Here is a 12,994-nt window from a genome sequence, read left to right as displayed (position 1 = left end):
AAGTGGGCCGGCCCCGTTCATACAGGAAGGCGCGCCGCGCGGTCGAGCGCGAGACGCGTCAGAATGACGCCCAGCAGCACCACCAGCCCGCCCAACACCCGGGCCGGCGTCAGCGGATCGCCGAAAAACGCGGCTGACAGGCCGACTCCGGCGATCGGGATCAGGTACATGTAGACCATGACCCGGCTGACCCCGAGCCGGTCGAGCCCGACGGTCAGGCCGAGGAAGGCGACGCCGACCGGAAAGATCGCCGTGTAGAGCCAGTAGCCCAGAAGCCGGTCGTCGAGCCGGCCGAACTCGCCCAGCGAGTCGAAGAGCAGGGCGATCGGCATCAGGAGCAGGGAGCCGATCAGGGTCGTCCAGGCCATGACCGGCAGCGCCCCAAGCCGGAGATTGTAGGGCGCGCCGCGCTCGACATAGAGCGCCCAGGCGAAGGCGGCGAGTAGCCACAGCCCGACGCCGTCGAGGCCGCCCGGGGACAGGGTCCAGGCGCTGAGCGAATTGTTGACCACCACGACCACGCCGGCGAAGGCGATCGCGATGCCGGTCCAGCCCAGGACAGGCAGCCGGCGACCGCCGAACCACGCCAGGATGGCCGAGAAGGCGGTGGTCGTGGTCATGACGATCGAGCCGACGGACGGCGGCGTGCGGGCCATCGCCAGGCCCCAGCAGGCCTGGAACAGGCCGACGCCGACCAGCGACAGAACGACGATCGGCACCCAGTCGCGCCGCGGCAGGGCGATCGGCCGGCGCATCAGCGCCACGACGGCGAGCAGGAACAGGCCGGCCACGAGATAGCGCGACGCGCTGTAGAGCAGCGGGCTCATGACGGCGAGCACATCCTTGGCAAACGGATAGCTCGACCCGAGCAGCATGGTCGTGGCGACCATCACGGCGTCGCCGGTGAAACGGGAAGGCTTGGCGGACAAGGGGTGAGCTTACCTCCTCCCCAGCTCCGCTGGGGAGGTGTCGCCGTCATACCGCGACCTGCCTTCGCCGAAGCGGCTTCGCTTCGGCGAAGGCAGGTCCGCGAAGACGCGGACACCTGTACCAGCGAAGCTGGGGAGGAGAGAGAAAAGAGCGTCACCCCTCGCGTGGCGCCGTCGACGCCTTCTGGGCGCCCCAGAAGCCGAACAGTGCGCCGGCGACGCGGCGGATCTGGATCTCCTCGGAACCCTCGGTGATGCGATAGCGCCGGTGGTGGCGATAAATGTGCTCGAACGGCGTGTGGCGCGAGTAGCCGACGCCGCCATGGACCTGGATGGCGCGGTCGGCCGCTTCGCAGACCAGGCGATTGGCGCGGTAGTTCGACATCGCCACCCATTCGCTGACCTGCATGTGGTGCTGGCGATCGAGATGCCAGGCCGTCTTGCGCACCAGCCCGCGCGTCATCTCGGCCTCGGTATGCAGCTCCGCGAGCGGGAACTGGATCGCCTGGTTGCTGGCCAGCGCCTTGCCGAACACCTTGCGGTTCCGGGCGTAGGCCACGGACATGTCGATGCAGTACTGCGCGGCGCCGAGGCTCGAGGCGGCCTGGCGGATGCGATTCTCGTGCACGAAGGTCTGGGCGACGTCGAGGCCGCGGCCTTCCTCGCCCAGCATGGACGACGCCGGCACCTTGACGTTGGTGAGCGACACCTCGGCATGGTCGGACGGCATGTTGAAGGTCCACCACATGTGCTCGACCTTGAAGCCCGGCGACGTGACCGGCGTCAGGAAGGCCGAGATGCCGCGCGCGTCGCCCGGCTTGCCCGATGTGCGGGCGAACACCAGGTCGACCGTGGCGGTGTGCATGCCGGTGTTGAACCGCTTCATGCCGTTGATCACCCAGTCGCCGCCCTGCTTCGTGGCAGTGGTCTCCATGAAGGTGGCGTCGGAGCCATGGTTGGGCTCCGTCAGGCCGAAGGCGATGCGCTCCTTGCCGGTCAGCATGCCTTCGAGATAGCGCTCCTTCTGCTCCCTGGTGCCGAAGCGATGCAGCAGCAGCGCCACCGGGAAATTGCCGACGATCGAGCTCTCGTTCTGCAGGTCGTTGTGCAGGCCGAGCCCCTTGTGGGCGAGATGCTCGCGGATGATCGCCATGGCGAGGTTGGAGCCGTCCTTGCCGCCCAGCTCCTTCGGCAGCGCGAAGCGCAAATGACCCGCCTTGTCGGCGCGGCGGCGCATCTCGGCCAGCAGGGCCTCCCATTCATGGCGCGGCTGGCCGTCATTGTCCCAGTCGGTGCGGGCGTGCTCGCGACGATGGTCGAAGAAGCGAATGTTGTCGTTCTCGCGCTCGAGCGGCCGGATCTCGCGCTCGATGAAGTCGTCGAGCTCGCGCAGGTAGGCCGAGATGTCGGCGGGAATGTCGAAATCCATGGGCTGCCTCCTCCGGCGAACGACCGTTCACCGGCATCTTAGGTGGCTGGCAGGTCGACGCGGAAGCGGCTGCCGCCGCCGTCTGCCGCCAAGCAAACGGCGTTGCCGCCATGGCGGCGGGCGATGTCGAGAACGAGCGCCAGGCCGAGCCCGCTGCCACGGCCGCTCTCCCGGCTGCCGGCCGGACGATAGAACGGCTCGAAGATGCGCTGCCTTTCCGCTTCGGGGACGCCGGGGCCGCGATCGGAAACCTCGAGCACGGCGCGCTCGCCGGCGCGTTCCACCGACAGGCTGATCGGCCCGTCGCCGCCATGCCGCCGCGCATTCTCGATCAGGTTGCGAATCAGGCGGCGCAGCAGCAGGCGGTCGCCCGACACCGTGACGGGAGTTCCCGTTGCCTCGAGGTCGTAGCGCGCGGCTTCCTCGGCCACCAGAGCCAGGAGGTCGACCGGCTCGAGCTGCTCCAGGATGGGCAGCGCCTCCAGCCGGCTTGCCAGCAGGATCTGCTCGATCAGCTGATCGAGCTCGTCGATGTCCTGCTTCAGCGATTGACGGGTCTTCGGGTCGGCGCCGTCGCCCAGCAGCGAGGCGGCGACTGCGATGCGGGCGAGCGGCGTGCGCAACTCGTGGCTGCAGTTGGCGAGCAGCAGGCGGTGCGCCGCCACCAGCTCCTCGATGCGCTGCGCCGAGCGGTTGAAGCTCGCGGCCAGCGCCGCCACCTCGTCGCGGCCCTCGACCCTGACCCGCGCGCCGAGGTCGCTGCCGAAGCGTTCGACGCCGTCCTTCAGCCTCTCGAGGCGCCGGCTGAGCCCGCGCACGATCGGGTAGGCGCCGACGGCGACGGCGAGGGCGACCAGGGCGAGGAATGCGGTGACCCAGAAGATCGGATTGGGGCGCTCACGAACCTGCCGTGCGACCAGCCAGCGGCCATCCGGCAGGTGGAGGGTGAAGTTCGGACCGCCCGGCCCGCGCCGCCAGCCGGTGCGGGCGCGTCCGGGATCGAAGCGCGGCGGCGGCCGGCCCGCCATGGCGATCATGTCGCCATTCTTCTGGTAGAGGGCGAGGTCGAAGCGGAGCTTGCGGTGCAGCGCCTCGAGCGCCTTGCGCTGCTCGGCGAGCGGCGCATCGGCCTCGGGCAGCAAGGCGCCGGTCAACTCGGCGGCAACGTCGAGATACTGCGGCGTGCGTGCCTCGTCCTCGGCAACCCACCACAGAACCGCCACGGCGCCGACGAACACCGCCAGCACCACCAGGATGGTCATGTAGAATTGGAGGTAAAGGCGGTGCATGAGGCTAGGCGAGCGTCAGAGTCCTCCCCAGCTCCGCTGGGGAGGTGTCGCCGTCACACGGCGACGGAGGGGTCATGGGTGGGAGCGCGCCACTCCGATGGCGCTCTTCTTGCTGACCACACATCCCATGAGCGCCACGGGAGTGGCGCGCTCCCAGCGCATGACCCCTCCGTCCGCGAAGACGCGGACACCTCCACAGCTTTGCTGGGGAGGAGGATGAAGCGCCCCTCATCAATCCTGATCCCGGGCGAAGACGTAGCCGGCGCCGCGCACCGTGAGGATGCGGCGCGGCTTCTTCGGGTCGTCCTCGATCGCGGCGCGGATGCGCGACACGTGGACGTCGACGGAACGATCGAAGGCTTCGAGCTTCTCGCCCTTCAGCAGGTCCATCAGCGCCTCGCGCGACAGCACGCGGCCGGCGCGTTCGGCGAGCGCCAGCAGGAGCGCGAACTGGTAGGAGGTGATGGTGCGTTCCTCGCCGTCGACCCGAGCGACCCGTGCGCCCTTGTCGATCTCCAGCCGCCCGAAGCGCAGCGTCTCGGATTTCACCAAGCCGCCCTTGCGCCGCAGGATGGCCCGCAGTCGGGCCTGCAACTCGCGCGGCTCGAACGGCTTGGCGAGATAGTCGTCGGCGCCGATCTCCAGTCCGACGACTCGGTCCATCGGCTCGCCCCGTGCCGTCAGCATCAGGATCGGCACGTCGGTCGTGCCGCGCAGCCGGCGGCAGAGATCGAGGCCGTCGGCATCGGGCAGCATGAGATCGAGGATGACCGCGTCGAACGCCTCGCGCTTGAGCAGCGCCTCGCCCGACTGAGCGGTGCCGGCGACGGTGACGCGAAAGCCCGCCCCGCCGAGATAGTCGGAGACCATCCCGGCGAGGCGGCTGTCGTCATCGATCATCAGGATGCGCTCGGCCATGGCCACAGTATCGGGCCGAGCCGGCCCGGATGTCATCCGCGCTTGCCGAAGTGCTCGCCCCAGCTCTTGAAGAAGGCCTGGCGCTGCGAGGCGCTCAGCACGTTGCCGGCGTCGATCATCGCCTTGGTGAAGCGCTTCGACGTGTCGTCGGCGATCTTCATCTGGGCGACGCGGATCTGCTCGATCTTCGCCGGATCGATGGTCGGCGCCTGCATTGCGGCCTCCATCGCCTTGCGGTTCTCGACGCGCTGGTCGCGGAACGCCTTCATGTCCGTGAACGCGGCCTGCACGATCTCGCGCACCTTGGCCTTCTGCTCGGCCGTCGCGTCGGTGCCCGACAGGGCCTTGTCGACGCGCTTCTCGATGCGCTGCTGGAAGTGCGCCGGGTCGTGGCCGGCGCCGCTGCCGCGGGCGAAGGCGATGTCGCCAGCACCGATCGCCAAGCTGCCGGCCAGCAGCGCCCCCATCATCGTCTTAATGCCAATGGTTGCCATTTGGATTCTCCTGAGCCTTGCGGGGTTCTTCCCGTGGCTGCGATATGGACCTGGCCGGTTTCGCCAACCTCTCGGCCGTGTAAAGTTTGGTAAAGATGACCCTGCTGCAGACCGAGCGCCTGACCCTGCGACCGCTGGGGCCGGCCGACGCCGAAGCCTACGCCGCCATGCGCTTCCATCCGCAAGTCGCCCAGTGGCTGCCGCCGGCGTCGGGCGATCCCGTGGAGTCGGCGCGGGCGACCATCAAACGCTTCGCCACGGCGTGGCACGAGCGCCAGCGTGCGCCGTGGGGAATTTTCCGAGACGGCGGATTGATCGGCCACGGCGGGTTGAACTTCGTCCCGGAATTCGGACAGACCGAGGTGCTGTGGGCGCTGCATCCCGATGCCTGGGGCAAGGGCTACGCCACCGAGGTGGCGCGCGCGGCGCTCGCCTTCGGCTTCGAGACCCTGGCGCTCGACCTGATCTTCGCCATCACTTTGCCCGACAATCACGCATCGCAAGCCGTGATGAAGCGCATCGGCCTCACCTATCGCCGCCGCGTCGAATACAAGAGCTTCAAGGACGTCGTGTGGTTCGATATCGATCGCCCGACCTGGCAGGCGCAGACGGGTTGATCTTCATCGCGGGGAGCGCGCCACTCCGATGGCGCTCTTCCTGCCGGTTACACATCCTATGAGCGCCATCGGAGTGGCGCGCTCCCAGCGAAGAACGTCAGCCCACGCCGCGTCGTGCCTCGGGCGCCGCCGGCGCTGCGTCGCTGGTCAGGATCTCGATCGCAGCGCGATGGATCGCGGCGTCGCCGGCAGCGATGACGGAGCCGTCGGAATTGACGTCGAGGGCCTGGCCGCGCCAGTCGGTGATCAGGCCGCCGGCGCCCAGGATCACCGGCACCAGGGCGGCGAAGTCGTAGAGCTTGAGCGAGTTCTCGACCACCAGGTCGACATGGCCGGACGCCAGCAGGCCGTAGGCGTAGCAGTCGCCGCCCCAGCGGAACAGTTTTACGCGCTGCGTCAGCGCCTCGTGGCGCTTCTCGAAGGCGCCGGGAAACATGATCGGCGCGGTCGAGTACATGTAGGCCCGGTCGAGTGCTCCGCAGGCGCGCACGCCGATCGGCCGGCCGTTGAAGGTCGATGTTTCGCCCGCCACGCCCAGCCAGCGCTCGCCGAGGATCGGCTGATCGATGATGCCCAGCACCGGCACGCCGCGATGCAGTAGCGCGATCAGCGTGCCGAAGATCGGCAGGCCGGTGATGAAGGCCTTGGTGCCGTCGATTGGATCGAGCACCCAGACGTAGTCGGCGTCGGTGCGCACGGCGCCGTGCTCCTCGCCGAACACGCCGTGCGCCGGGACCTGCGCGTCGAGCAGGGCGCGCATCGCCGTTTCGGATTCGCGATCGGCGATGGTGACGGGGCTGGCATCGGTCTTGTCGTCCACGACGACGCCGCTGCGGAAGTAGCGCGCCACGATCGGCCGCGCGGCGTCGGCTAGGCGATTGGCGAGAGCGACCAGCTCGGCGGGAACCGGCCCGGCCAAGACGGCCTCTACGGCAGCGGTGCGGGCGTATCGGCCATGGTGCGCAGGTAGGCGATCACGTCGGCGCGCTCCTGCGGCTTGGGCAGACCGGCGAAGGCCATCTTGGTGCCCTTCACGTAGGCTGCCGGCTTGAAGATCAGATGGTTGATGTCCTCGTAGGTCCAGTCGCCGCCCTTGGCCTGCATCGCCGAGGAATAGCTGAAGCCCCCGTGGCTCGCTTTCTTGCGGCCGACGATGCCCCACAGATTCGGACCGACCTTGTTCGCGCCACCCTTGTCGGCTGTATGGCAGGTGAAGCACTGCTTCTGGAAGATCGCCTTGCCGGCGTCGACGTTGGCCTTGGCGAGCTCCGGCCCGATCGGCGGCAGCTCCGCCGCGGGCGCGGCCGCGGTCGTGGCGGCCGGTGCCTCCTCGCTGACCGCGATCGCAGGCTTGTCCAGCTTGTGCGGATGAACGACGGCGTTGGAGACCTTGCCCACCACCATCGCGAAGAGGGCCGAGGCAAGTACGCAGCCGGCAACCGTGTTGAAACTGGCCATATCCGATCCCAAGCGCCAAAAAGTCAGGGCGTTGCTGTAGCACGCCCGCCGCGCCGCCAGTAGTATCCGATCACGTCGTCGGGCTCGCGCGGCGGAACGTCGCAAGCCCCGGAAATTGCGAGGTTTTTCGCTAATCGACGGGTGGTTGACGGGGCATGTTTGGCGGGCGAAACAGCCGCTCGCCTGGATATCGATGGCGTGACGGCGAAGGCGGGGACGATGGCGAAGAGGCGGGGCAACGGCGGTGGGCGGCGCGGCGATGCGGTGAACACGATCGCCTTCCAGGGCGAGGCCGGCGCCAACTCAGACATGGCCTGCCGGGCGGCCTACCCCTACATGACGACGCTGCCGTGCCCGACCTTCGAGGCGGCGATGGGCGCCGTCCAGGCGGGCCGGGCGGAGCTCGCCATGATCCCGGTCGAGAACTCGATCGCCGGCCGGGTCGCCGACCTGCACAGCCTGCTTCCCCATACCCGGCTCAAGATCGTCGCCGAGCACTTCCAGCGCGTCGAGCATTGTCTGGTCGCACTGCCGGGCGCCACGCTCAAGAGCATCAAGACGGTGAAGAGCCACGTCCAGGCGCTGGCGCAGTGCCGCAACTTCCTGAAGAAGCACCGCTTGCAACCGCTTGTCCATGCCGACACGGCAGGGGCGGCGCGCGAGATCGCCGAGGATGGCGATCCGCAGATCGGTGCCATTGCCTCCTCGCTCGCCGCCCGCATCTACGAGCTCAAGGTGCTGGCGCGCAACATCGAGGATGCCGACCACAACACCACGCGCATGCTGGTGTTCTCGCGCGACGAGGCGGCGCCCGACTGGCGCACCGTGCAGTGCATGACCGCCTTCCTGTTCCGCGTGAAGAGCGTGCCGGCGGCGCTCTACAAGGCGCTGGGCGGCTTCGCGACCAACGGCATCAACATCGTCAAGCTGGAGAGCTACCTGTCCGGTGCGCATTTCGAGCAGGCGCAGTTCTATGCCGAGGTCGAAGGCCATCCCGAGCAGCGCGCCCTGCAGCTCGCGCTCGAGGAACTCGCCTTCTTCTCCGAGGAATTCAAGCCGCTCGGCACGTTCCCCGCCCATCCTTTCCGGCGCCGCGGCTGGCAGGCGCCGACCCGCCCGGGCACCTGAGGCGAGCGTCGAGACAGCGCCATGGCACAGCAGCCGGTCCGCATCGCCCCGTCGATCCTGTCGGCCGATTTCGCCGCCCTGGGCCGCGAGGTCGAGGCGGTGACGGCGGCCGGTGCCGACTGGATCCATGTCGATGTCATGGACGGCCACTTCGTCCCCAATCTCACGATCGGCCCGATGGTCGTGAAGGCGCTGCGCCGGCACAGTCCCCGCCCGTTCGATGTCCATCTCATGATCTCGCCGGTCGATCCGCTGCTGCCGGCCTATGTCGAGGCCGGCGCCGACACGATCTCGTTTCACCCCGAGGCAGGGCCGCACGTCCATCGCACGCTGCAGCTGATCAAGAGCCTGGGCAAGCGGGCAGGGATGGTTCTCAACCCGGCGACGCCGGTCGCCGTCGTCGAGCCGGTGCTGGCCGAGCTCGACTTGGTCATGGTGATGACGGTCAACCCGGGCTATGGCGGTCAGACCTTCATCGAGAGCCAGCTTCCCAAGATCGCGACGGTTCGCCGGGCGATCGACGCGCTCGGCAAGCCGATCGATCTCGAGGTCGATGGCGGCGTCAATCCCGAGACGGCGAAGCGCTGCATCGAGGCCGGCGCCGACGCCCTGGTGGCGGGCACGGCGGTGTTCAGCGGTGGACCGGCGCGCTACGCCGCCAATATCGAGGCCCTGCGCGGATGAAGGTCGACCGTCACGCTCTGGCCATCGCCCGCCTCGAGGTCGACACGGGAACGCCCGAGGAGAAGGCGCGGGTCAAGGCCTGGGACCGTCTCGACCGCCTGCTCTCGACGCTCGATTCGAAGACCTCGGTCCTGCTGCGGTTCAATTCGATCGTCGTGGCGGCGCTCGCCTACCTCGTGATCGTGAGCGCCACCGAGCCGTTCGCCCAGTCCAATGCGATCGTGAAGGCGGTCGGCGTGGTGATCGGACATCTCAGCCTGCTGGCAAGCGTGCTGAGCTGCGGCTTCGCCTTTCCGGTGATCAACGTCGAATGGAATTTCTTCGGCGGCCGCCTCGATCACAGGGACGCCGGCGAGCCCACCTTCGACGACGCCGCGCTCGAAAGGATCGGCGAGCTGGTGACCTTGCGCACGCGCCTCTATTCGCGCGCCTGGCACCTCGCCGTGGCGGGAGGTGCGGGCTTCGCCATCATGGTCGCGCTGGCGACGGTCCATATTCCCTGACGGGCGTTCATGGTCTTCTGGACCGCGAGCGTCTCGCTCGCTCAGATTCATGAGCGGGCGAGACGCCCGCGGTTCGGAAGAACTTGAACGCCGCCGCTACAGCTCGATCTCGCCCTGCTGAACCGCGACGCAGCCGCCGCCCACGGTGGCGCGGATGCCGTCGGCGGCGCGATGGGCGGTGCTGAGCAGCAGGCTGGGCCGGCCCATCTCGACACCCTGGGTGATGTCGTAACGGCGCTCGCGGTCCTGGGTGAGGGATAGGAGCAGCGCCGCCAGTGGCGTCGCGGCGCTGCCGGTCGCCGCATCCTCGAGCGTGCCGGAGAGTGGCGAGAACATGCGCGCCCGAAGGCGTGCGGCGCCGCCGGCCTCGCTGTCGCGGGCATACAGGTAGAGCGGCAGCCGGCGTGGGCCGAGCACCGGAAAGGCCTCGTGCGCCGCCTTGAAGCGCGCGATGTCGGGCGTCGCCCGCGAAAGCGCCGAACCGGTCACCTCGGCAATGACGAAGGCATTGCCGACCGACGCCACGACCGGCCGGTGCGCTGCCACGACGACGTCCTCGGCTGCCAGGCCGACGCACCCGGCCAGCAGGTCGACCGGCATCTCGGGGCCAAGTGACAGCGGCTGGGGGGCCGCGATGGTGACGGCGCGCGGCGTCGCGCGGGCGCCGTCGCGTTGCACCTGCACCTCGACCAGGCCGGCAATCTCCTCGAAGCGCAGCACGCCGGCGCGGTCGCGGCCCAGCCCGGCCAGCACCCATCCGGTACCGACATTGGGATGGCCGGCGAAGGGCATCTCCGCCGTCCGGTTGAAGATGCGCACGCGCGCCGTGTTGGCAGGGTCGCTCGGCGGCAGGACGAAAGTCGTCTCGCTGAGATTGAACTCGGCCGCCAGCGACTGCATCTCGGCGTCGCCGAGACCGCTTGCGTCGGGCAGCACGGCCAGCGGATTGCCGCCGAACCGGCGGTCGGTGAAGACGTCGACCGTGACGAAGGAAAAGCTGCGCATGAACCCGACCTAGACGATCTCGACGCCGACGTCCCGGGCGATGCGGCGCAACCCTTCGATCGACCGCGCCGTCGCCTCGCGACCATTCTGCGGGCAATGGGTCTCGATGCTGGCCAGAACCTCGGGAGCCTTGACGCCGCTCAGCAGGCGCTCGAGCTCGGCCGGCCACGGCACGTCGCCGTCGCCCAGGGGAACCGTGCGGCGCGCTTCGAGGTTGCGGTCCTTGAGATGAATCGCCGTCGTCAGCGGCGCCAGCGTGGCGATGTCGGAATCGCTTGGCGGGACGCCGAGCGACCAGGCATTGGCGATATCGACCAACGGCCGAACGTAGCGCTGCGGCGGCTCGCGGATATCCTCCGCCTCGATCTCCTCGATCTCCTCGTCGCCGCCCATCGGCAGCCATGGCACCGTCGCGAAGAAGTTGGCAAGCTCGGCGATGCTGCCGATGTTGCAGACCGGCTCGTTCTCGACCTGCAGGGTGATGTCGAAATGATGGGCGAGGGAATGCAGCTTGCCGACATCCTTGCTCAGCCGGCCGAAATCGGCCGGGCGAAAGCCGGGATAGCGCAGGTAGCTGAAAATCCGCATGTGGGGTGCGCCCAGGATCACGGCGACCTCCATGGCATGATCGGCAATGTTCTCGGCCGGGCACGAATCGGGATCGAAGGCGAAATCGACCTTGCCGCCTGCGGTCGACTTGCCCGGCGCCTGCCATTTGAACATGGGCGACACGAAGGCAGGCACGGTCAGGCCGGCCTTCTCGAGCTTGCGGCTGATGGCGATGACCTCCTCCTTCTTCATGCCGAGCAGGTTGCGGCCGTCGACCGTGCGCATGTCGAGCCGTTTCAGCCCGTGCTCGTGGGCGAACGAAATCATCTCGTCGAGCGACGGTCCGATTTCATCACCGATGACGGAAAGAGCGAGGCGGGGAAGAGGCATGGCGCGAGCCTACTATGCTTCCCGATCTTTGGCTAAAGTCGATTGGACGATCCGAGGCGTGAGCCCTTGAGGAGCCTGGCCTCTAGGAGATTGGCATGAGCGACGATACGGCGATCTTCGTGGGGGCGAGCGATGCCGACCAGTTCCTCCTCCTGAAATACGCCAACCGTCACGGCCTGATCGCCGGCGCCACCGGCACCGGCAAGACGGTGACGTTGCAGACCATCGCCGAAGGTTTCTCGGCCTATGGCGTGCCGGTCTTCATGGCCGATGTTAAGGGCGACCTGTCGGGCATCGCCCAGGCCGGTGGCGACAATCCGCGTGCGGTCGAGCGGGCGAGGCAGCTCGGGATCGACAGCTACTCGGGCCGCGCCTTCCCGACGATCTTTTGGGACCTGTTCGGCGAGCGCGGCCATCCCGTGCGCACGACCGTCACCGAGATCGGGCCGGTGCTGATGGCGCGGCTGCTGCAGCTCAACGCCACCCAGGAAGGCGTGCTGAACATCGTCTTCAAGGTCGCCGACGAGCAGGGTCTGCTGCTGCTCGACTTCAAGGATCTGCAGAGCGTGCTGCAATGGACGGCGGAGAATGCCGGCTCGCTCACCACGCGCTACGGCAATGTCAGCAAGCAGACCGTGGGCACCATCCAGCGCGCGCTTCTGACGCTGGAGCAGCAGGGCGGCGAGCGCTTCTTCGGCGAGCCGGCGCTCGACCTCAAGGACATGATCGGCCGCGACAGCACAGGCTCGGGCTACATAAACATCCTTGCCGCCGACCGGCTGATGCAGAGCCCGCGGCTCTACGCCACCTTCCTGCTGTGGCTCCTGTCCGAGCTGTTCGAGATCATGCCCGAGGTCGGCGACGTCGACCGGCCGAGATTCGTGTTCTTCTTCGACGAGGCGCATCTCTTGTTCGACGACGCGCCCAAGGCGCTGGTCGACAAGATCGAGCAGGTGGTGCGGCTCATCCGGTCGAAAGGCGTCGGCGTCTACTTCATCACCCAGAATCCGCTCGATGTGCCCGAGTCGGTGCTGGGCCAACTCGGCAACCGCGTCCAGCATGCCCTGCGCGCCTTCACGCCCAGGGACCAGAAGGCGGTCAAGACCGCCGCCGAGACGTTCCGTCCGAACAGGAAATTCAATGCCGTTGAAGCCATCCAGGAGCTGGGCGTCGGCGAGGCGCTGGTCTCCTTCCTCGACGCCAAGGGCGTGCCCGAGCCGGTCGAGCGATGCCTGATCGCACCGCCGCGCGGCCGCATCGGGCCGGCGAGCGAGCCCGAGCGCGCCGCAATCGTCAAGGCGAGCCCTCTTGCCGGCAAGTACGAGCGCGAAGTCGACCGCGAATCGGCCTACGAGGTGCTGACCGGCCGCGCGAGCGGCGGCCAGATCGCGCCCGACGACGGGGCGCCGGCGGCACGGCCCGGCCGCCGCGGCCAGTACGACGCCGCCCCGCCGCCTGCATCCGAGGCGCCGTCCTCCCCCGGGCCATGGGGACGCACGCGCATCCCGCAAACCGAGCCGGCCGAGCCGCCGGAACCGGCACGCCCGCGACCGCGCCCCCGGCTGCGCGACGCTGGGCGTGACCCGGCCGCTCCGCCGCCC

General features: G+C 68.5%; 14 protein-coding genes. 5 read left to right on the top strand and 9 right to left on the bottom strand.

Features of this window, described 5'->3' with window-relative positions:
• Positions 1-17: 17 nt before the first annotated feature.
• The 5 genes from AB7O82_RS15255 to AB7O82_RS15235 all read right to left on the bottom strand — a co-directional run bounded on the left by AB7O82_RS15255 (position 18) and on the right by AB7O82_RS15235 (position 5,059).
• Positions 18-929 (bottom strand): DMT family transporter, encoded by a 912-nt coding sequence (locus AB7O82_RS15255; RefSeq protein WP_428538927.1) that lies wholly within the window; start codon positions 927-929, stop codon positions 18-20.
• Positions 930-1,083: 154 nt separating this feature from the next.
• Entirely contained in the window at positions 1,084-2,358 is a 1,275-nt protein-coding gene (locus tag AB7O82_RS15250) for an acyl-CoA dehydrogenase family protein (protein ID WP_428619719.1), read from the bottom strand.
• A gap of 38 nt (positions 2,359-2,396) precedes the next feature.
• Complete coding sequence (locus tag AB7O82_RS15245; RefSeq protein ID WP_428619718.1) at positions 2,397-3,647, bottom strand: sensor histidine kinase; 1,251 nt, start codon at positions 3,645-3,647, stop codon at positions 2,397-2,399.
• 231 nt (positions 3,648-3,878) lie between these two features.
• On the bottom strand, positions 3,879-4,565 hold the full coding sequence (locus AB7O82_RS15240) for a response regulator (RefSeq protein ID WP_428538933.1): 687 nt from the start codon (positions 4,563-4,565) through the stop codon (positions 3,879-3,881).
• Positions 4,566-4,597: 32 nt separating this feature from the next.
• A complete protein-coding gene (locus AB7O82_RS15235) occupies positions 4,598-5,059 on the bottom strand; it encodes a Spy/CpxP family protein refolding chaperone (RefSeq protein WP_428538935.1) in 462 nt (153 codons plus the stop codon).
• Positions 5,060-5,154: 95 nt separating this feature from the next.
• Here AB7O82_RS15235 and AB7O82_RS15230 point away from each other — a divergent pair, with 95 nt between their 5' ends.
• Positions 5,155-5,676, top strand: a complete 522-nt coding sequence (locus tag AB7O82_RS15230; RefSeq protein ID WP_428538937.1) for a GNAT family N-acetyltransferase — start codon at positions 5,155-5,157, stop codon at positions 5,674-5,676.
• 97 nt (positions 5,677-5,773) lie between these two features.
• Here the strand turns inward: AB7O82_RS15230 and hisN are convergent, their stop codons facing one another.
• Positions 5,774-6,595 carry a histidinol-phosphatase gene (gene hisN, locus AB7O82_RS15225; RefSeq protein WP_428538939.1) on the bottom strand — a complete coding sequence of 274 codons (822 nt, stop codon included), beginning with the start codon at positions 6,593-6,595 and terminating at the stop codon, positions 5,774-5,776.
• Between the two features lie 8 nt (positions 6,596-6,603).
• On the bottom strand, positions 6,604-7,134 hold the full coding sequence (locus AB7O82_RS15220; protein ID WP_428538941.1) for a c-type cytochrome: 531 nt from the start codon (positions 7,132-7,134) through the stop codon (positions 6,604-6,606).
• Positions 7,135-7,353: 219 nt separating this feature from the next.
• Here AB7O82_RS15220 and AB7O82_RS15215 point away from each other — a divergent pair, with 219 nt between their 5' ends.
• The 3 genes from AB7O82_RS15215 to AB7O82_RS15205 are packed head-to-tail and all read left to right on the top strand — an operon-like array spanning position 7,354 to position 9,449.
• The gene (locus tag AB7O82_RS15215) at positions 7,354-8,262 is read left to right on the top strand and encodes a prephenate dehydratase (RefSeq protein WP_428538943.1); all 909 of its coding nucleotides are present in this window, start codon (positions 7,354-7,356) and stop codon (positions 8,260-8,262) included.
• A gap of 21 nt (positions 8,263-8,283) precedes the next feature.
• Positions 8,284-8,946: a ribulose-phosphate 3-epimerase gene (rpe, locus tag AB7O82_RS15210; RefSeq protein WP_428538945.1), complete on the top strand. Its 663-nt coding sequence runs from the start codon at positions 8,284-8,286 to the stop codon at positions 8,944-8,946.
• Positions 8,943-9,449: a hypothetical protein gene (locus AB7O82_RS15205; RefSeq protein WP_428538947.1), complete on the top strand. Its 507-nt coding sequence runs from the start codon at positions 8,943-8,945 to the stop codon at positions 9,447-9,449. The genes rpe and AB7O82_RS15205 overlap by 4 nt, the downstream gene beginning before the upstream one ends.
• Before the next feature lie 96 nt (positions 9,450-9,545).
• Here the strand turns inward: AB7O82_RS15205 and AB7O82_RS15200 are convergent, their stop codons facing one another.
• Positions 9,546-10,454: a PhzF family phenazine biosynthesis protein gene (locus tag AB7O82_RS15200; protein WP_428538949.1), complete on the bottom strand. Its 909-nt coding sequence runs from the start codon at positions 10,452-10,454 to the stop codon at positions 9,546-9,548.
• 9 nt (positions 10,455-10,463) lie between these two features.
• Positions 10,464-11,393, bottom strand: a complete 930-nt coding sequence (locus tag AB7O82_RS15195) for a sugar phosphate isomerase/epimerase family protein (protein WP_428538951.1) — start codon at positions 11,391-11,393, stop codon at positions 10,464-10,466.
• Between the two features lie 95 nt (positions 11,394-11,488).
• Between AB7O82_RS15195 and AB7O82_RS15190 the strand changes: the two genes are divergently transcribed.
• Positions 11,489-12,994, top strand: a 1,506-nt coding sequence (locus AB7O82_RS15190; RefSeq protein WP_428619717.1) for a helicase HerA-like domain-containing protein, incomplete at its 3' end; no start/stop codon positions are given.

This window comes from Reyranella sp. (assembly GCF_050185545.1).
In the GTDB taxonomy this organism is placed as follows: domain Bacteria; phylum Pseudomonadota; class Alphaproteobacteria; order Reyranellales; family Reyranellaceae; genus Reyranella.
Note: the sequence above shows the minus strand (reverse complement) of the source record. Positions and strands in the feature narration are given on the sequence as shown.